We start from the raw sequence: 20277 nt of genomic DNA on the forward strand, positions 1-20277 counted from the left end.
TTCGTGCGGCTTTTAACTTTGCCTGTAAAGCGTTTTCTTTGAAGACAGAAAGATAATAGCACCTGTATGAAAAAAATAAACAAGTTACTGATAGCCAACCGTGGCGAGATTGCTTTGCGAGTAATGCGCACCGCTAAAGAAATGGGAATCAACACGGTAGCAATTTATAGTGAGGCTGACAGAAATGCCCTTCACGTGCGATTTGCTGATGAGGCAGTTTGCGTGGGAGGACCTAAGTCAAATGAGTCTTACCTACGTGGTGATGTGATAATTGATGTTTGCAAGCAACTAGGCGTTGATGCCATCCACCCTGGTTACGGTTTTTTGTCTGAGAATGCAGGATTTGCTCAAAAAGTAGAAGAAGCCGGAATTATTTTCATAGGACCTTCTCCGGAAGCAATCGAGCTGATGGGAAGTAAGCTGGCTGCTAAAGCTGCTGTTGCCAAGTATAACATACCTATGGTACCTGGTACCGAAAGCGCGATAACCGATGTGGAAGAAGCAAAGCATATTGCGCAGCAGGTTGGTTTTCCTATTCTGATAAAAGCAAGTGCAGGCGGTGGCGGTAAAGGCATGCGCGTGGTTGAAAGCGTGGATCAGTTTGAGGAGCAAATGCAACTGGCAGTAAGTGAGGCTACCTCTGCATTTGGTGATGGCTCTGTTTTTATCGAGAAATACATCGGATCGCCGCGCCATATCGAGATACAGGTATTAGGCGACACACATGGCAATATTGTGCATCTGTTTGAGAGGGAGTGCTCCATCCAGCGCCGCCACCAGAAGGTTATAGAAGAAGCGCCATCGGCTGTTCTTACACCGGAACTGCGAGCCGAAATGGGACTTTGCGCCGTGAATGTCGCGAAAGCCTGCGATTATGTAGGTGCCGGTACAGTAGAATTTCTGGTAGATGAAAATCTTAACTTCTACTTTTTGGAGATGAATACGCGCCTGCAGGTGGAGCACCCGGTAACTGAACAAATTACTGGCCTGGACCTGGTGCGTGAGCAGATAAAAGTTGCTGAAGGAAACCCTTTAACCTTTACCCAGGATGATCTTAAGATTAATGGTCATTCTCTGGAACTGCGTGTTTACGCCGAAGACCCTACAAATAACTTCCTGCCTGATATCGGAAGACTTGAAACTTATAAGCGTCCTCAGGGATTAGGCGTGCGCGTTGATGATGGTTTTGAGCAAGGCATGGATATTCCGATATACTATGACCCGATGATAGCAAAGCTGGTCACTTTTGGTAAAGACAGGCAAGAAGCTATTGATAAGATGCTACGTGCCATCGATGAATACCAGATCACAGGAATAGAAACCACACTTCCTTTCGGTAAATTTGTGCTACAACACGAAGCTTTTGTAAGTGGAAATTTCGACACAAAATTTATTGAACGTTATTATACCCCAGAAATGCTTGATCTAAGCCTAACAGATGAAGCAGAGGAAATTGGCGTGGCATTGGCAGCGATGTTGCTAAACACAAAAAAGAGTAAAGCTGCAACTGCGCCCCAGAATGGCGCACAGGTAACAGAGCAAGTTTCTAACTGGCGAAAGAACAGAACCTAAAAGGTGCACATATAAGTATAAAAAGAGGGGCCGCAAGTATATTGCGGCCCCTCTTTTTATACTTATATGTGTAGTGTATGCATCAAATAAGATCGAAGAGGCTCCTAACCCCAATATTACGCTCCTTGGTAAAGCCTTCTCCGTAAGTAACACCGATAGAGTGCCCCATTTCTTTAGCTCTGGCTTCTATAAACTCTAAAAACTCAGGGGAAGAAATGTAGGTATTCGAGGACGTATCATCAGGGTTGTAAAACTGCGACTTAAAAGCACGAATTGTTTCTAATTTCTTATCCCAGTACGCAGTAACGTCTACTACAACGTCAGGGGATATAAACCTATCCTGAATGTAATGATAGACTGCTTTAGGGCGCCAGGCCTCCTGCTCCTCTCCTGCCTCATTCTGTGTTTTTATCATCTTCAACCCAGATTTAAAGCAAGATTCAGAAACCAGCTCAGAGCCCCTGCCATGATCTGGATGCCGATCAAAGATAGCATTGATGATTATTAACTCAGGTTTATGCTTTCTAATTTTTTGAATCACCTGTAGCTGGTGCTCTTTATCATTAAGAAAAAAACCATCTGCAAATCCTAAATTCTCACGAGCAGCTAAACCCATAATCTTGCCAGCCTCTTCAGCTTCCTGTAACCGGATTTCCGGTGTACCGCGTGTACCTAACTCCCCTTGAGTTAGGTCTACAATCCCGACTTTTTTACCTTCCGCAATGTGTGCAATCAATGTGCCCGAACAGCCCAGTTCAATATCGTCGGGGTGTGAGGCGAAAGCAAGTATATCTAATTTCATCTCTAACAGTTTATCTAACACGTAGCTTACGGCCAACTCTTAATGTGGTACGCGTGCTCATACCATTTAGCTTCGCAATCTGGCTTACAGAAACGCCATACTTCTTGCTGATACCTGATAATGTATCTCCGCTTCGTACTGTGTGGTATGCAGTTCTGCGGCCAGCGCTACTTGAGCCTTTTGCTCTGTTATAGTAATTAAACAGAGCAGATGTTATCACCAAACTCTCCCCTTTAAGCAGATAATCCGGGAAGTCGTACATGTTCTCGGGGTCTATGGGGTTACCCTGATATCGCACTTCGTAATGCAAATGCGGCCCGGAGCTCCTGCCTGTGCTACCACCTAAGCCTATCAGGTCGCCTGCTTTAACAAACTGCCCCGTCTGGGCAATAGTTCTGCTCATGTGGCCGTAAAGTGTTTCCAAGCCATTGTAGTGGCGCACAACAATATAATTACCGTAGCCACCGCCATCCCACTTGTTTATTCTTATTACACCATCAAAAGCCGCAAATATTGAGTCACCTGTGTTAAGGTCTATATCGGTACCATAATGCCATCTGCCCCCTCTGCTACCAAAATGACTTGTAATAGGAGTTTCAGACAAAGGCATTTTGTAGTTTCGGTTATTACGAGGGTCGTACAGTTTAATGTCAATTGTATCCTTTAATTGGCGCCCATCCATACGGTAGGGATTGATGTTACGCGTATCCCAAATAGAATAGTAGCCCGCAATTTTAACCCATGTAGAATCAACTAGCACCTCCTCAGACATTTCCACGATATGTTGTTCACCTAAATCAAGTTCTGAGGTATCTTCGCTTACAATAGAGAGCTCTTTCTTCGGGTTGAAGAAGATAGATTGATCTGCGTCTGAATCATCATCAGGGAATTCGTCATACTTTATAAGTATGGTGGTGTCAGGCCTAACGTATTGTATCTTAGGAGACTTAGTTTTAAAAAGGTCTTTTACTTTACTTTGTGCTACAGCACTATTAACTCCACTAAAATTGCAGAGTAAGTAAAACACCAAAAATAAGGGCAATCTTAATTTTGACATACCATCAAATTTAGCTGGGGGCATATTTTGCATTCGCACTTTAAACTGCACCTCTGCTATTTTATTGTAATTTCCCCAAGCCTAAACGCTAAAAAATAGTGCAATTAATGGGGACTTTATATATTATTTTTAGTGCAAATCGTTTGCTGCCAAATAACGCTCTGCATCAAGGGCAGCCATGCATCCTGAACCGGCTGCTGTAACGGCTTGGCGGTAAGTAAAATCCTGTACATCGCCGCAAGCAAAAACCCCGTCTATATTTGTCTTTGAGGTTCCTGGAATAGTACGTATATAGCCATTCTCGTCCAGGTTAAGGTATTCGGCAAAAATATCAGAGTTAGGTTTGTGGCCAATAGCAACGAAGAAGCCTTTCACAGGAATTTCGCGCATCTCATTTGTTACAACATTTTTAACACGAACCGCTTCTACCGTCTGATCTCCCAGAATTTCCTCGGTTACAGTATTCCAAAGTATCTCGATGTTCTTCGTTTTCTTTACACGTTCCTGCATAATCGTTGAAGCACGCATCTCTTCTCTTCGCACAATCATGTATACTTTCGTGCAAAGATTTGAAAGATAAGTAGCCTCCTCAGCCGCTGTGTCACCGGCACCTACAATAGCTACCTCCTGGCCGCGGTAAAAGAAACCGTCGCAAACAGCACAGGCAGAAACGCCACTACCATTCAACCTTGACTCAGAGTCAAGGCCAAGCCACTTAGCAGATGCACCAGTTGAAATAATGACAGTATCTGCTGCAATAACCTTTTGATCATCAATCGTTACTTTGTGAGGCTGAGAGGAAAAATCAACAGCTGTAGCAATACCGTAGCGTACATCAGTACCAAAGCGCTCTGCTTGTTTCTTAAAGTCTTCCATCATCTCAGGGCCCATAACTCCTTCAGGGTAACCCGGATAATTCTCAACGTCGTTAGTGATTGTTAACTGGCCACCTGGTTGTAGTCCTTGATATAAAACAGGATTTAGTCCTGCTCTTGAAGCATAGATGGCAGCTGTATAACCGGCAGGTCCAGAGCCGATGATAAGGCATTTTACTTTTTCTATTTCCATTAGATTTATGTGCTCAATCAAATTTGGTTGCAAGTATACAAAATTTCTAGCCCTAAGCCTGCATCAAGAGGTGCAAAAGTATACTGCAGAAGGCATAAAAAAGCCCTGGCATTTCTGTCAGGGCTCCTGCACTTTTAGGATATTTTAACCTAAGTATGGCTTTAGGGCTTTACTTCTGGATGTATGGCGAAGTCTTCTGATTGCTTTTTCCTTTATCTGTCTTACACGCTCACGGGTAAGGTTAAACTTCTCACCTATCTCTTCGAGTGTGAGCGAATGCTCTCCGTTCAATCCAAAGTATAAAGTAATAACATCGGCCTCTCTTTTAGTAAGTGTAGAAAGTGCGCGCTGTACTTCTTTGCGAAGCGAGTCGTTCATCAGACCTGTATCAGGTGATTCTTCGTCTTCGTTTTCAAGAACGTCTAGTAAACGGTTTTCCTCACCTTGCACGAAAGGTGCATCCACAGATACGTGGCGGCCAGATATTTTAAGGGTATCAACTACTTCAGCAGTTGTCAGTTCCAGCACTTCCGCTATTTCCTCAGGCGATGGCTCACGCTCAAACTTCTGTTCAAGCTCAGAAAATGATTTTGAGATCTTATTAAGGGAGCCTACACGGTTAAGCGGAAGCCTTACAATACGAGACTGCTCCGCCAATGCCTGTAGAATAGATTGGCGAATCCACCAAACGGCATAAGATATAAACTTAAAACCACGTGTTTCGTCGAAACGTTTAGCCGCTTTTATGAGACCAAGGTTACCTTCATTAATAAGGTCACCTAAAGATAGGCCTTGGTTCTGATACTGTTTAGCCACCGATACAACGAATCGCAGGTTGGCTTTTGTTAACTTCTCAAGCGCAAACTGATCTCCTTCTTTGATTCTCTGTGCCAAGGACACCTCTTCATCCGGAGTAAGCAAATCTACTTTACCAATCTCCTGTAGGTATTTATCAAGCGATTGGCTCTCGCGGTTCGTAATCTGTTTGCTTATCTTGAGTTGTCTCATCAGAGTATATTATTATTGCAAAAATTGTTAAAAATTAAGAATTTGGCTCGGTGACTTAACATCAAAAAACCGCGCAAAGTTCTTACTTCTTGTAAATAAAATCAAGAGGTAATTGGCTGCGCAGTAAAAGAAAAAACTCTTGGCGCCGTTTTCCTTTTACGGGCGGCACCAAGAGTAATTAAAATTTACTATTGCTCTGAAGCTTCAGTTTTTGGAAGAATCGCTTTACGAGAAAGCTTGAATTTACCTGTTTTCTTATCTACATCGATAAGTTTTACTTTAACTTCCTCTCCTATTTCAAGCACACCATCCATTGTTTCCAGGCGTTCGTGCTTAATTTCAGAAATATGAAGTAAACCATCTTTACCAGCCATAAACTCAACAAATGCACCGTAAGGCTGGATTGACTTAACTTTACCAATATAAATCTCTCCGATCTCAGGCTGAGAAACGATAGCTTTTATTTTAGCAATAGCACTATCCATTGCATCCTGGTTGCTGGCAAAGATACTTACATGGCCTTTCTCATTTTTTTCTTCAATAATGATTGTGGCACCTGTATCTTTCTGTATCTGCTGTATCACTTTACCGCCTGGTCCAATCACCGCACCGATAAATTCTTTATCAATAACAATGTTGAAAGAACGTGGAGTATGTGGTTTGTAATCAGCATTTGGTTCAGAGATGGTTTTACTCATCTCGTTCAGGATGTGTAGACGACCAGCATTGGCTTGCGCCAGCGCTTGCTGTAATACATCAGAAGATAACCCATTAACTTTGATGTCCATCTGGCAAGCAGTAATACCGTTTTTGGTACCAGCTACTTTAAAGTCCATATCGCCTAAATGGTCTTCATCTCCAAGTATATCTGAAAGAACAGCAAATTTACCAGATTTCTCATCTGTAATAAGCCCCATCGCAATACCAGAAACGGCACCTCTGATTGGTACACCAGCATCCATTAGCGCTAAGCTACCCGCACATACAGTTGCCATAGATGATGAACCGTTAGACTCTAATATATCAGATACAATACGGATAGTATATGGATTCTCAGTTGGAAGCACTTTCTTAAGAGCACGCAATGCAAGGTTACCATGACCAATTTCACGGCGACCCGGACCTCTGTTAGGCTTAACCTCGCCAGTAGAGAATGCAGGGAAATTGTAGTGCAATAAGAATTTGTTTGTACCAGATACCATGGCACTATCAATCAGCTGCTCATCTAGCTTAGTACCTAAGGTTACCGTTGTCAAAGACTGTGTTTCACCGCGTGTAAACACAGCTGAACCATGTGTAGCAGGCAGATAGTTGACTTCAGACCATATAGGGCGAATTTGATCAAGTGCACGGCCATCCAAACGAACTCTGTCGTTAAGGATCATGTTACGCACAGCTTCTTTCTCCACATCGTGGTAGTAAACCTTGATGAGATTAAGATCATAGCCATGGTCTTCGCCAAGAGAAGCTACAAATTCATTCAGAACAGCAGCAAAACCTTCTTTACGCTCAGATTTAACATTATTGCCACGCTTAGCAACTTCGTATGCTTTGGCATAAGTTGCCTCGTACACTTTTTGGCGCAGGTCTTCGTCATGAGTCTCATGAGAATATTCGCGCTTAACAGTTTTATTAACCATTTCAGTTAACTCCAGCTGCGCCTGGCATTGAACTTTTATAGCTTCGTGAGCAAATTGAATAGCTTCAAGCATTTCAGCTTCAGAAACCTCATTCATTTCGCCTTCTACCATTACTACGCTATCAATAGAGGCACCAACCATCATGTCAATATCTGCTCTTTGCAGATCTGTAACAGTCGGGTTTATCACCAACTGCCCGTCGATACGTGCAACACGTACTTCTGAAATCGGGCCGTTAAATGGAATATCAGATACTGCTAATGCTGCAGAAGCCGCTAGTGCCGCTAGTGCATCAGGCATAATCTCTGTATCTGCTGAGATAAGGTGTATTGTCATTTGTGTCTCAGCGTGGTAGTCAGACGGGAACAACGGACGTAACACACGGTCAACTAAACGAGACACTAATACTTCGTAATCAGATAATCTTGCTTCTCTCTTCAGGAATCCTCCGGGAATTTTACCTGAAGAGGCAAATTTCTCCTGATAATCTACAGAGAGTGGCAAGAAATCAACTCCCTCACGGGCATCTTTATTCGAAACGATAGCGGCAAGAAGCATGGTGTTACCCATTTTCACCACTACAGATCCGTCAGCCTGCTTGGCTAATTTACCAGTTTCAATTGTTATCTCCCTGCCATCAGGAAGAAGTATGGTTTTGGTTATCGCGTTATAAGACATCTTTGATTATTTTTTCATCTAAAAACAGGGCTGCCCATTGCGGCCGCTGTAAGGTACTGGCAAAAGGGGGAAGAAGGGGGCATTTAAAAAAGATTAGGGAATCCCCTGTGTGAATTCCCTAATACAAAAGCTTTATTTTCTGATACCTAACTCAGCAATAATTGCTCTGTATCTTTCAATATTATTTTTCTGAAGGTAGTTAAGAAGTCTTCTTCTTTTACCTACCAGCTTTAAAAGACCTAAACGAGTAGAAAAGTCTTTTTTGTGAATTTTCAAATGCTCTGTAAGATCAGCTATGCGCGTAGTGAAAAGTGCAATCTGAGCTTCTGGAGAACCAGTATCAGTCTTAGACTTTGCAAGGCCGTGCTTTTCAAAAATTTCTTGTTTCGCTTCAGTAGTTAATTTCATTGCGTATAAAATATCAATCTGTGTTTTTTCGTTCGTAAGACTGCTGTATAAGGCGCAAAGATATAGAAATAATTTTTAAATAAAAACTATTGCCCTATACTTCTTTGAGCACATTACAGCTTATTTCTGCGCATACGGGTCATAAGTTTACGCCAGAAGTCGACTTCAAGTAAACTTGAATCGTTGCGTGCCTGGTATAAAAAGAACAAACCTATAGGAAGTAGTATAAGATTTGCGCCCCACATGCCGGCTCCTACTGGTATTAAGCTCTCGCGGGCCCATTTCTCACCAAGTATACCCATAACATATAACAGGATAAAAAATATAATAGAGATAATAACAGGCACTCCTAGTCCGCCTTTTTTAATAATGGCGCCTAAAGGAGCCCCAATCAGGAACATAACCAACACCGCGGCAGACTGAGTATACTTACGCCATATTTCAATCTCATAATTGTTAGCATCGCGAAGTGTGTTGTTCAGGCGCTCAACATAACCTGCAGTAAACTGCTTGATGTTACGGGCTTTATTTGTAGCCAGGGCCATAACGTCAGAGCTCACCTCCGGAAGGTTTTTCTGCATTACCTTGCCTATCGGAATACCATTCTTAACATTACCTGTATCCGCTTTAAAGTACATAAAGAATGGATCAACATTGGGCGAATACAAACTTTTTTCGCGCGTAGCATACCTCCGCAACGAATCAGTTACCACATCGAGTTGCTGGATATTCTTCATCATTTTGTTGTCTGAGAAAAGCTCTTCGCGGGTTCTGTCCAGATCAAAAGAGGCAAGACTTACCACTATCTTACTTTCTTCGAACTCCTGCCTTACAAACTGCTCATTTGAGTTCCGCATTCCACCGGTTTGCTCGTCCACGTATGTATTGCCTTCATACAACTCCATCACCAGGTAAGCGTCATTAAAGTCTGTATACATTCTACCTGAGTCCGCAAGTATAACCCTGGAATTTGAACCACCTTTGGTATGGTCATAGATCATGATGTCCTTCATGGCACCATCATCATTTACCTTTTCGTTTATTTTGATACTTAAGCCTGGTAAACCGTTGTAAAAAGCTCCCTCTTTAAAATTCATGGCAGGCTTTTTCTGCCTAATGTCCCACAGTAAACTGTAGGCCTTTAGGTTTGCTTTAGGAACGATAACATTATTGAAGAAAAAAGCTCCGACTGTCAGTCCCGATACCATCAGAAACACAGGGAGCAGCACACGTGTAAGGTTAACACCGGATGTTTTAATGGCTGTAAGTTCGTGATGCTCTCCCATTGTGCCAAAAGTCATTAGCGAAGAAAGCAATACAGCCAGAGGTAATGCTACCGGGGCCATGTTGAGGCTGAAATAAAACAGGAGTTCCGCGAATATCTCAGCACCCAAGTCTTTACCAACCAGTTCATCAAGGTATTTAAGCATATACTGCGTTAACAGTATAAACTCTACTACAGCAAACGTAAGTAAAAAAGGGCCAATAAATGACCTGATTATAAGCTTATCTAGTTTCTTCATGTGGGCCAGTTATAGGCATAGTAGCTCTTGGAACATACCAATGCTTTAGTAAACATTGGTCTTCCAAAAATCGTGCAAAGATAAGCAGACAGAGTTGTAATAGAACTACCCTCCTACTATTTCCTTCAGATTCTGAAATAAGTTATCCCACAGCTCCTCTAGTTCCTCCACATCCTCTTCGTCAGTATAATCTACTATCTTAAGAAACTGCTCCTGGGTAACCTCACTCGACTCTATTGAAAAGTCCACATAAGAACCATCAGCTACATGGTCTTTCTTATCGCTCAGAAAAAGAAACCTTACCGACTTGTTTGTGCGCTGACCGGTCATCTCAGCATAATGACTCCTGCCATCCCAAATAAAATTCAAAACTTTGTCTTCGTCAATAATTGCATTGTCGCAGAACCATTGTGACAAACCGCTTGGCGTGCTAAGGTAAGGGTACAGTAGTTTAGCAGATGCGTTAATCGGATACTCGCGCACAAACTTTGTTTTAGTAGCTCTAGTCATAAATAGAAAATGTAAGTGTCTGAGTAATTATAGTATTTATTTTTGATTCTATATATATCTGAAAAACAAAATATTTTTTTTTGACATTTTGCTTGCAAGTTTGAATTTCAAACAGCTATATTTGCACCACAATTCGGCGGGGTAGCTCAGATGGTTAGAGCGCAGGATTCATAACCCTGAGGTCGGCAGTTCGATTCTGCTCCCCGCTACTAAAAAAGCCTGCTGGTTTATATCAGCAGGCTTTTTGTTTTAGTTCGGTTTTTAAAGTATAAGCTTGTAACTAATTATTGCTTAATTATAAATGACTTATCTTTAAGTTATGCCCCTTGCAGTAGATGATGTAATGCGGTATCGCTAAAAAATATACCAACCGATGCTACTGTTCACAAAGTAATTTTAGTGCCTAAAGGTATTATAACTAGTAATTAACTTCAAGAGCTGGTACATCCACTAAGATAAACTCAGCATCCGAAACAGCATGTAGACTAACAAAGTCGTAATCCTCCATTCGCACCTGGTCAAACTGATCAGCTTCTAGATTGTTCACGAGCAAGTTACCCTTTAAAATATAGACTAAGGTTTTCCTTATTTTATACGTTTTAAAATCGATATCATTTCCCTGGCCCAGCTTGCCAAAGTATACCGTAGCGTTAGAATTCATATAAAGCACATTCTCCAGCACCCTTTGGCCGGTAACAACGGGTGTAAGGCGATCATCTTTATCTAAAAAATCAACTGACATTTGCTCATAAGCAGGCGCAATTCCTTTTTTATTAGGCAAAAACCAAATTTGGAGAAAATGTGCGTCGTCATCGCCATCGTTAATTAATGAACTTGAAATGCCTGTTCCTGCAGAAATTCGTTGTGCATCCCCAGCCTTCAGCTTAATTTCATTACCCAAATTATCCCTGTGTGTTGCCTCACCGTCTAGTACAACGGTAACAACTTCCATTTCCGCCTGGGGGTGTTCAGGTAAATTCGACTTACCCTTTAGTAAATTATCATTAAAAACCTTCAGAGGGCCAAACTGCACATTGGTCGGATCATAATAGTCCGCAAATGAGAAAAGATAAGAGGACGAAAGCCAGTCTCCGATATTTGACTGATGGCGTTCATTGGCGGTTATAAGTTTTATCATAGTTATGTTATAATTTATCCGAATGTATATCTGCAATGTTAACCGCTATGCTTTACGGATAAACTATATAGCTAGTTAATTTGTATGCTTTACCATAGCGTATAAGCCATAAACGACCTGTTCCTGCCGCATTGGCAGGAACAGGTCGTTTATAAAGCGTATGTTAATGCTTAGTCTACCTTCTTAAGTTTCTGCACTTCCTTCTGCAGGTCTAAAACGATAGATGACAACTTATCTAAAGACAAATCGGCTATAGGGAAAGAAGAACTTATATAGGATTTTGCTTCCCAGATTTCGATTACATCCTCTACTCCAATTTCGTAAGGCGAGTATATGGGGTTATCGGAGTGCAGGCGCAGTACTGAGGCATCTTTAATTTTATTATAGATGCGTTTGAAAACTACTCCTTCTTTCTGGCTTACGATAACACAAGGTGTTCCATCTTTAATGGATGCCCAGTCTTCAACAAAACGACCTACAATAACGGTACCTGATGCTATAGGCAACATAGAGTCTCCGCTAATTTCAAAAGCCCGGTATGTTCCGCCTGTACCTAACATAGGAAGTTTAAAACGCGGCAGCTCCTCTATAAATTCAGAGTCGGCATAGCCATTTAAATATCCGGCGCTAGCCTTATAAGGTACAAGCTCAATATTTTCGCGTTGATTTTCATCTACAGTTATGGCAAGAACGCGAAGTTTCCCTCCATTTGAAGCAGATGCTGGTTCAAGTTTAGTAGATGGATCAGATAAGTCTTTGGTTACAAAGTCATCTAACGTAATATCAAATAACCTGGCAATATTAACCAGAGTAGTTAGCTTCGGTTCGGCCCTTCCCTCTTCATAAGCACCAACCAATGATCTTTTTATATCCAGTTTATCGGCAAGTTGCGCCTGCGTGTAACCAGCGTTTTTTCTTAAATGCCTAATGTTTGATGTCACCATACCATTAATCTGCCAATCCTTTTAGCGAATAAATTAGAATTTCTGGATAAAATCTTAGTATCCATTTGTAAAGATAAGAATACTAATCAATAATTACTAATTTAATTAGCAATATTACAAACAACTGGTATAAGTACAATTAATTAAACTTTAAATTAAATAAATACCATTCCTTTTACATATTTGATAATTACTTTAAAAGTATATGGTTTTAAATTATTAAACACATCCTTAATAGTATAGCATTTTGTGTAAAAGCCATATATTTAATGATTAACAACCCTTTTTCATGCATAGTCGGCATTGTAAATTGAAAGCGAGATTCCAGGCATTTTTAATTTTATCCGTTCATATCCAATTTTTAAATCGATATTTACCCTTTGTTATAATATTCAACCGATTTCATTATTCTTAAAAAAGTCAAATTATTTTTTAGCCATTATTTTTGGCACATGATGAACTTTTTAAATAACCCGCCAGTTACGAATTTCATGAACTAAGGTTGCGAAATCTGAAAATAATTTAACTTTTAGCCAAAATTTATGTTTACTACTCACCTGAGGAGAACGGTGCCCTGCCTGGCACTTGCCTTCGCTGTTACCCTTACAGGTTGCCAAAAGGAAGAGCTGCTAGAGAAACAGTTTGAACCAAGTATAAATGCCTCCCCTTCCGAACACGGTTATGCTATTGAAGGACAGTACATTGTGGTATTTAAAAACCATTCCTCTGGTATGAGTGCTGCTGCCTCTCATGATATGTCTTCAACTGAGCGTGCTTCATTTAAAAGTTTACGTGAACGCACTGTTAATGAAGCGAGCATTGCATCAGCTAACATAGTACATAATTTTGATGGTGTGGTAAATGGTTTTGCAGCACAATTAACAAGTTCTCAGCTTGAAAGCCTAAAGAAAAACCCAGATGTTGCCTACATTGAGCAGGATCGAATTGTAATTTTAAACAGAGGAAATAATAGTGATTTCAGTAACAATGGTAAAAGCCCATTTAAAGATATTCCTACACTAGGCAACGGTATAGACAAGGACCTTTCTACGGGTGGCAACGGAAAGTCAGATAAACCTAAAGGGCCTAAAAATAATACGTCTCCAGCACCAGCACCCAAACCTGAACCTTTGCCATCAGAGCCCGCGCCTGCAGAACCAACTCCATCAGAACCAGTTCTGCCTGTACCAACACCAGAAGAACCAGTTGCACCTGTTCCTACACCAACTGAACCTACACCTGCAGAACCTGCTCCACCCGCACCCGTTACGCCTGCACCTTCTCAACCGGCCGGGTATCAGACAATTATTCCTTTAGCTGGAGAAAACCTACCTTGGAACATTGAACGCGTAGGTTATGGCGATGGAACAGGCAAAACCGTATGGGTAATTGACTCTGGCATTGATACAGATCATCCTGATCTTAACATAGACTTTGACAGAAGCTCATCTTTCATTTATGGCGTTGCTTCTATAGAAGACGGTTTTGGACATGGCACATCAGTTGCGGGTATTATCGCAGCTAAAAACAATGGATCAGGTATGGTAGGTGTTGCTTCTAATGCATCAGTTGTGGCATTGCGTGTGTTTGATAACAATGGAGCTGGCTCAATATCAAGAGCTATAGCTGCTGTAAACTATATAAGCACGAATGCTAAAGCAGGTGATGTAGTCAATATTAGCCTTGGGAGCGGCATATCTTCTACTTTAGACAATGCTGTTAAAGCTGCTGCCTCTAAAGGAATACTGTTCGCTATAGCAGCTGGCAATAGCGCCGTGGATTGCTCTGGCACTTCCCCTGCACGAGTAGATGCAAACGGCGTGTATACTGTATCAGCGATTGATACTTATAACCGCTTATGGGCTTCATCGAATTATGGCGCCTCTGTTGATTTTGCGGCCCCGGGAGCCAACGTTACAGTAACATCAGTAGGAGGCGGAATTGCTAGTGGTGGTAATGGCACCTCATTTGCAGCACCGCATGTTGCAGGTATTCTTCTGCTTAGAGGTACAGTTTATAGCCAAGGAACTGTTACCGGAGACAAAGACGCCACACCAGATCCAATTGCTTCTATAAAGTAAATTCATTTGTGAAGTATAAAATAGAAAGGGCAGCCAATAATGGCTGCCCTTTCTATTTTATACTTCATTTTATAATTGCCAACTATACTCTTTCTTGTAAAGCGCTATAGACAGCCTGATTTTATGATACTCAAATTGCTCGTTCAAGTGCTCAAATACATCTTTCAATTTAGCATCTACCCCAAGTTTCGCAATTGCTTTACTTATTTCTTTGAATTCACCTTTGGTTACATACCTGTACAAGTCTACATCATAACCTTGCTCAGAAAGCGTAGCCAAATGCGAATACACCGTAACAGGGTTTAGACTGCGCTGGATCGAAATTTGTTCAACGGAATAACCTTGCTTTAGCAGCTCAAAGGTAGCCAGATGTGTAGCCCCTTTCATTTTATTGCCTTTTGCCTGCTCTTCATTAACAAAGTCGATCACTTCATTGATAAATAAATCTCCGTACCTATCAAATTTTTGTGCACCTACACCTGAAATCGCAAGCATTGAAATTTTAGTTGTAGGGCGCTCAGCGGCCATTTCCTGTAAGGTTGTATCTGTGAAAACAACGTAAGGCGGAACTCCTGCCTCATCGGCAATACTTTTACGCAGTTGCCTTAAACGATCAAATAATGCATCTTTTATTAATTCCCGCTTAGGGCGTGCTTTGATAGTAGGCTCCTCCTGCCTTGCATCCTCAAACTTGACAAGTTGGACCTTGCGTCCTTCAAATAGCACCTGCTTGCTGTGTTCTGTTAACTTTAAAGTATAGCCTTGGTCATAGGCCATCTCCATATAGCCCTCGTTCAAGAGCTGATGCAAATAACGGTGCCAGTCCAAGGGATTAATATCGCGGCCGGCGCCGTAGGTTTTCACTTTATCAAACCCAGCCTGTATAACCTGATTTGTGCGTGCACCGCGTAACACATCTACCAATAAACCTAAATTTACCTGCTCCTGCGTTCTGGCAATAGCTGATAAAGCCTTTTGCGCGAGCAGCGTACCATCGAAACGAGTTGGTGGATTTCGGCAAATATCGCAGTTGCCGCAGTCCTTTTGCATTGTCTCGCCGAAGTATTGCAAAAGTATACGCCTCCGACATGCCGAGGCTTCTGCAAATTGCTGCATCCGTTCCAACTTAACCAGTTGTAATTCTGTTTGCGTCTCCCTGCTTTGGTTTTCCTGTAACATGTTACGCATGTTCATTACATCAGCAAAACTATAAAACAAGAGTGCATCTGCTTTAGCACCATCTCTACCGGCGCGGCCAATTTCCTGATAGTACCCTTCAATGTTTTTTGGCAGGTTGTAATGAATTACCCAACGCACATTAGATTTATCGATACCCATACCAAAAGCTATCGTGGCACATACAATTTGTACATTATCGCGCAGAAAATCCTCTTGCGCCTTTGCCCTTTGCCCAGCCGACATGCCTGCATGATAAAATGTAACGCTGTATCCTTTCCCTTTTAACTTGGCAGCTAAAGACTCCACTCCTTTGCGGCTCAGGCAGTAGATAATGCCTGGCTGCTTATGATGGCGGTCCAGAAACTCCGTAATTTTATTGAACCTGTCACGGCCCGGCTTTACCATCAGGTTTATGTTAGGCCTGTCAAATGAAGCTACATATACTTGAGGGTTGTGTAAGTATAACTGCTCCTGAATATCTTTCTGAGTTAGTTTATCTGCAGTTGCAGTTAAGGCAATAACTGGCACAGTTTGGAATTGCTGCTTTAGAGCCTTTAACTGCGTATACTCAGGTCTGAAATCGTGCCCCCATGCCGAAATACAGTGCGCTTCATCAACAGCAAAAAGAGAGACCTTGATGCGCTTAAGGAACGACATAAAACCTGAAGACAGTAGTTTTTCAGGAGACACATAAAGTAATTTTAGCTTTCCCTCCAGGCATTCATTCTCTATTAAGTATTGTTGTTCTGCAGTTTGGGAGCTGTTAATATAGGCAGCAGGAATACCATTAGCCAAAAGCGCCTCAACCTGATCTTTCATCAATGCGATAAGCGGTGAAATAACTACACATAGCCCAGGAAGCACAACGGCTGGCACTTGGTAGCAAACCGATTTACCCCCACCGGTAGGCATAAGTACAACAACATCTTTACCATCCAATACTCCTTCTATAATCTGCTCCTGCATAGGCCGGAACTGCTCATAACCAAAGTATAACTTTAGAGCCTCTCTCGCTTCACGTATCGTAACCATACCTTATCTTCAAGCGCAGGTAGGTACCTGCTTCATCTGCATTAATTTAACTCTCAAAGTTAGCCATAACTGACCGCAATTACGAGTTATACTTTTCTAAAACTTATGCACAAGTAAGAGATTAACTTTTAATTTAGAATTGATCTGAAGCTTCGCAACAACGATTATTTTGACGTTAAATAACACTAGCGGTTGAGTCCCGTATTTTAAAAACATCAAACGAAATAGAAAAGCTATGAAATCTGAAAGAACAAACGATTTGGAACATGTACTGATTAAATGCATTACTGCCTGTGAGGCCTGCGCTACAGCATGCCTCCAGGAAGACAACGTGAAAATGATGGTTCGCTGTATTATGCTGGACAGAGACTGTGCTGACATCTGCGCACTAACTGCAAGATTTGTTGCCCGAGACTCAGCACATGCTAAACACGTAATGAAAGAATGCATTGAGCTATGCAGACTTTGCGAAGAGGAGTGCCGAAAGCATGAACATGAACATTGCCAGAAATGTGCTGATGCTTGCCGCGAATGTGCCGAAGCCTGTGAGGCTTGGATGTAACGTTAGTACCCTCTATAGCAAGGCGGCTACCCCAATTGGGGTAGCCGCCTTGCTATAGAGTTATACTTTAAGCGTTATATTGTAAACTAAACGCCTTTATATACTTACGTTAAAATATCAGATCTAAAATGGACTCTATTATTGTCAGCACCAAACTGAAGAGTAAAGCAGTAAAAAATCCGCTTGTATCAAATCCTGTCACCAGGTAATCTGCTAACAAAATAATAAGAGCATTAATTATCAGCAAGAACAGCCCTAACGTTAGTATTGTAACCGGTATAGTTAAGAAAACAAGCACCGGACGAACAATCGCATTTAATACAGCAAGCACAAGCGCAAGTATAATTGCTGTTATAAAGCCATCTATTTTTACACCTGGCAGTATATAGGAAGCCAGCATGGCTGCTGCCCCGGTTATCAAAAGTTTTATTACAAATCCCATAGTGTCCGCTGTTTCAGTTACACATTCGCACGTACGAAAATTGATATATAAAGATTAATCCGTATACTTTATACATATGCAAACAGCCCGTAAGCTGCTATACTTACGGGCTATTAAATCATACCATTATACTTGATATTAGTACTGAGCCTCTAGTTTGCCTTGAGAAACAGCCATCCAGTTACAAAGCTTCTGCAACATACGTGCTCCCACATTTCCATTCCACTCAGTTTCTCCAGGAGCAACTTCGCATAGGTCGAAGCCAATGATTTCTCTGCCAGATTTCACTAACTGTTTAATTAGATACACAGCTTGCTCGAACTCCAAACCACCCGGAACAGGTGTGCCTGTGCCAGGGCAAAGCTTCGGATCAAGGCCATCAATATCAAAGCTGATGTATACTTTCTGCGGTAGTTGAGCAATTATTTTCTTGCACTCTTTTTTCCAACTATCGCCGGCATACAGGTTCTCTTTTAAAGTAGCATCATAAAATATAGCCACGCGCCCGTTAGACTGGTATGCCAATTCAGCTTCTGCCTGGCACAAATCGCGAATACCCACCTGCACCAGTTTTTTGACTTGCGGTAATTTAAGCGCATTAAACATGATGGATGCATGAGAATATTCAAAGCCTTCGTAGGCATCGCGTAAATCTGCGTGAGCATCAACCTGAAGTATACCATACTCCTCATGCTTTTCGGCCAGCGCATGCATCAGGCCCAGCGGGGTGCTATGGTCGCCGCCAAGTACGCCTACCATTTTACCTTGATTAAGGTAAGCAAGCGACTTTTGCTTTAACCATTGCAGGAACTCTTCCCCTTTTGTAGTAACCTCTGTTGTGATGTTTCCGAATTGGGCAGCACTTTCTTCCGGGCTTCCTTCTTCCAGCCAGTTAATATAAGCCTCTGCTTTTTGACGCAGGTTATCACTTACTGCCAGCCATTCATCAGATACTTCCTCCATGGCAATGCCCAGTTTCCAGGCATCTGGAATCGAGGGTTCAAACAAATCAAGCTGAGGAGAAGCATCCATTACTGCCTGTGGCCCTTGTGCTGTACCTGCGCTATAAGAAACTGTTACCTCCCATGGAGTGGGTATGATTACTATTTCTGATTCTTCGATCGTGAATGGAAGCCCGAAAAGGCCTCCACTTATATCACCTACTCCATTTGGGTCGAAGCTGGCTATCTTTTGCTCTTTGCTATTCATTTGTAGGTTCTGCAGAATATTGTTCTATTATTTCCTGTGATCCTTTATTCAAAAGCTCTTTTACAAAGTTAGGTAAGGCAAAAGCTGCAGCATGAATGTCTTCGTTGTAATACTTTAAGCCTTGGGCTTTAGAGAATTGAGCAGCAGCAACTTCATCAAAGTTTAACGGACTGGAATCACCCTTAGAAGAGTAAGAGAAACTCCAAGTACCTGTCGGGTAAGTTGGTATAGCCGCCAGGTAGCAATGCACTTTATCTTTACCGAAAATCTTTTTATAAGTATCGTAAATCTCTACAAATACGCCGCTGTTAAACCTCGGTGATTCAGACTGAGTGATCATTACACCATCTGGAGTAAGGCAACGGTATACTTGCTGGTAAAACTCAGCTGTAAACAAGCCCTCACCCGGGCCTACCGGATCAGCAGAGTCAATGATAATTAAATCGTAACGGCCATCTTCGCAGTTGTTAATATACTCAATGCCATCCTGAACAAGCAGGTTTAAACGCGGGTTATCAAAGGCAACTGCTGTTTCAGGTAAGTGCAGCTTACAGGCCTCTATCACTAGTTCATCTATTTCTACAAGAGTCACCTCTTCCAGTTGCTCATGGCGTAGCAATTCTCTTACAGTACCGCCATCACCACCACCTATTACAAGGGCTCTTTTAGCTTTACGATGGCTGAACATAGGCACGTGCGTAATCATCTCATGATAAACGTACTCGTCTTTTTGCGTGCACATTACCATACCATCCAGCGTTAGCATGTTGCCGTAAGCCAATGTTTCGAAAATCTCTACACGCTGGTAGTCAGAGTCTTTCTTGTATAACTGGTTGCCTGAATGTTTCAAGGATAACGCAATGTTCTCATCACGCTCTGTAAACCAAACATCTCTGGTTATTGTGCCAGGAACATCTTTGGGTCTTTGTGTAACATCACGAAGCGAGTCCAGGTTAAAGTCGTTACGTTTTAATAGGTTAAGTTGGCCACGGCGCAACTCCATTGACGACCCATGGCCAGCCTCAAAAGCTTCTTTCAGGAAAGAATAGGATACCCAAGGATCCACAGAATCACCACAGGTAAAAAGATCCACGGCTGCATAGCCAAATTCCGGCCAAGTATGTATAGCCAGGTGGCTCTCCTGAATAACAACAACGCCAGATACACCATAAGGCGAAAAATGGTGAAATGTGCTGTTGATGACAGTAGCGCCAGCTGTTTCAGCAGCGGCAACCATACTGTTTTCGATATGAACCACGTCGTTCATAAGCTCAGGCGAGCAATCGTAAAATTCAACTAAAATGTGTCTACCTAAAGCGTTCATCAATGGGTATGAAAGGTTAAAAATAATTAAGTCAGCAAAAAAACGAAATATAGCGCTATAATCAAAAGTGATGTAGCAGCACATAAGTATACTGTATTGC

Annotated in this window: 17 protein-coding genes and 1 tRNA gene; 4 read left to right on the plus strand and 14 right to left on the minus strand. The window is 41.9% G+C overall.

Annotated elements, in window-relative coordinates:
* The first annotated feature begins 66 nt into the window (after positions 1-66).
* On the plus strand, positions 67-1572 hold the full coding sequence (gene accC / locus Q1A23_RS09220) for an acetyl-CoA carboxylase biotin carboxylase subunit (protein ID WP_299822240.1): 1506 nt from the start codon (positions 67-69) through the stop codon (positions 1570-1572).
* An 82-nt stretch (positions 1573-1654) separates the two neighbouring features.
* Here accC and bshB1 read toward each other — a convergent pair whose 3' ends face one another.
* The 8 genes from bshB1 to Q1A23_RS09260 form a co-directional block, all read right to left on the minus strand.
* Positions 1655-2374, minus strand: coding sequence for a bacillithiol biosynthesis deacetylase BshB1 (bshB1, locus tag Q1A23_RS09225; protein WP_299822242.1), 720 nt, complete (start codon positions 2372-2374; stop codon positions 1655-1657).
* Positions 2375-2384: 10 nt separating this feature from the next.
* A complete protein-coding gene (locus Q1A23_RS09230; RefSeq protein WP_299822244.1) occupies positions 2385-3431 on the minus strand; it encodes a M23 family metallopeptidase in 1047 nt (348 codons plus the stop codon).
* Positions 3432-3560: 129 nt separating this feature from the next.
* Complete coding sequence (gene trxB / locus Q1A23_RS09235) at positions 3561-4499, minus strand: thioredoxin-disulfide reductase (protein WP_299822246.1); 939 nt, start codon at positions 4497-4499, stop codon at positions 3561-3563.
* Positions 4500-4643: 144 nt separating this feature from the next.
* Positions 4644-5507: a sigma-70 family RNA polymerase sigma factor gene (locus Q1A23_RS09240; protein WP_007656436.1), complete on the minus strand. Its 864-nt coding sequence runs from the start codon at positions 5505-5507 to the stop codon at positions 4644-4646.
* A 188-nt stretch (positions 5508-5695) separates the two neighbouring features.
* Positions 5696-7825, minus strand: coding sequence for a polyribonucleotide nucleotidyltransferase (locus tag Q1A23_RS09245; protein WP_299822248.1), 2130 nt, complete (start codon positions 7823-7825; stop codon positions 5696-5698).
* Between the two features lie 132 nt (positions 7826-7957).
* Positions 7958-8233 carry a 30S ribosomal protein S15 gene (rpsO, locus tag Q1A23_RS09250; RefSeq protein WP_299822250.1) on the minus strand — a complete coding sequence of 92 codons (276 nt, stop codon included), beginning with the start codon at positions 8231-8233 and terminating at the stop codon, positions 7958-7960.
* 113 nt (positions 8234-8346) lie between these two features.
* A complete protein-coding gene (locus Q1A23_RS09255) occupies positions 8347-9756 on the minus strand; it encodes an LptF/LptG family permease (RefSeq protein ID WP_299822252.1) in 1410 nt (469 codons plus the stop codon).
* Between the two features lie 105 nt (positions 9757-9861).
* Positions 9862-10266, minus strand: coding sequence for an START-like domain-containing protein (locus Q1A23_RS09260; protein WP_299822254.1), 405 nt, complete (start codon positions 10264-10266; stop codon positions 9862-9864).
* Positions 10267-10401: 135 nt separating this feature from the next.
* On the opposite strand from Q1A23_RS09260, the gene Q1A23_RS09265 reads away from it, so the two are divergent.
* Positions 10402-10475: transfer RNA gene (locus tag Q1A23_RS09265), tRNA-Met, on the plus strand.
* Between the two features lie 209 nt (positions 10476-10684).
* On the opposite strand, the gene Q1A23_RS09270 is transcribed toward Q1A23_RS09265, so the two are convergent.
* Positions 10685-11404, minus strand: coding sequence for a pirin family protein (locus tag Q1A23_RS09270; protein WP_299822256.1), 720 nt, complete (start codon positions 11402-11404; stop codon positions 10685-10687).
* Between the two features lie 170 nt (positions 11405-11574).
* The gene (locus Q1A23_RS09275) at positions 11575-12348 is read right to left on the minus strand and encodes a LexA family transcriptional regulator (protein ID WP_299822258.1); all 774 of its coding nucleotides are present in this window, start codon (positions 12346-12348) and stop codon (positions 11575-11577) included.
* A 542-nt stretch (positions 12349-12890) separates the two neighbouring features.
* Between Q1A23_RS09275 and Q1A23_RS09280 the strand changes: the two genes are divergently transcribed.
* The gene (locus tag Q1A23_RS09280; RefSeq protein WP_299822260.1) at positions 12891-14429 is read left to right on the plus strand and encodes a S8 family serine peptidase; all 1539 of its coding nucleotides are present in this window, start codon (positions 12891-12893) and stop codon (positions 14427-14429) included.
* A 69-nt stretch (positions 14430-14498) separates the two neighbouring features.
* Here the strand turns inward: Q1A23_RS09280 and recQ are convergent, their stop codons facing one another.
* On the minus strand, positions 14499-16640 hold the full coding sequence (recQ, locus tag Q1A23_RS09285) for a DNA helicase RecQ (RefSeq protein ID WP_299822261.1): 2142 nt from the start codon (positions 16638-16640) through the stop codon (positions 14499-14501).
* 235 nt (positions 16641-16875) lie between these two features.
* Between recQ and Q1A23_RS09290 the strand changes: the two genes are divergently transcribed.
* The gene (locus tag Q1A23_RS09290) at positions 16876-17202 is read left to right on the plus strand and encodes a four-helix bundle copper-binding protein (protein WP_299822263.1); all 327 of its coding nucleotides are present in this window, start codon (positions 16876-16878) and stop codon (positions 17200-17202) included.
* Positions 17203-17311: 109 nt separating this feature from the next.
* Here the strand turns inward: Q1A23_RS09290 and Q1A23_RS09295 are convergent, their stop codons facing one another.
* The 3 genes from Q1A23_RS09295 to speE all read right to left on the minus strand — a co-directional run bounded on the left by Q1A23_RS09295 (position 17312) and on the right by speE (position 20177).
* The gene (locus Q1A23_RS09295; protein ID WP_299822265.1) at positions 17312-17644 is read right to left on the minus strand and encodes a phage holin family protein; all 333 of its coding nucleotides are present in this window, start codon (positions 17642-17644) and stop codon (positions 17312-17314) included.
* A 138-nt stretch (positions 17645-17782) separates the two neighbouring features.
* Positions 17783-18853 (minus strand): agmatinase family protein, encoded by a 1071-nt coding sequence (locus tag Q1A23_RS09300; RefSeq protein WP_299822267.1) that lies wholly within the window; start codon positions 18851-18853, stop codon positions 17783-17785.
* Positions 18846-20177 carry a polyamine aminopropyltransferase gene (gene speE, locus Q1A23_RS09305; RefSeq protein ID WP_299822269.1) on the minus strand — a complete coding sequence of 444 codons (1332 nt, stop codon included), beginning with the start codon at positions 20175-20177 and terminating at the stop codon, positions 18846-18848. Before speE ends, Q1A23_RS09300 begins: the two co-directional genes overlap by 8 nt.
* Between the last annotated feature and the right edge of the window lie 100 nt (positions 20178-20277).

Source organism: uncultured Pontibacter sp. (assembly GCF_947492645.1).
Lineage (GTDB): Bacteria > Bacteroidota > Bacteroidia > Cytophagales > Hymenobacteraceae > Pontibacter.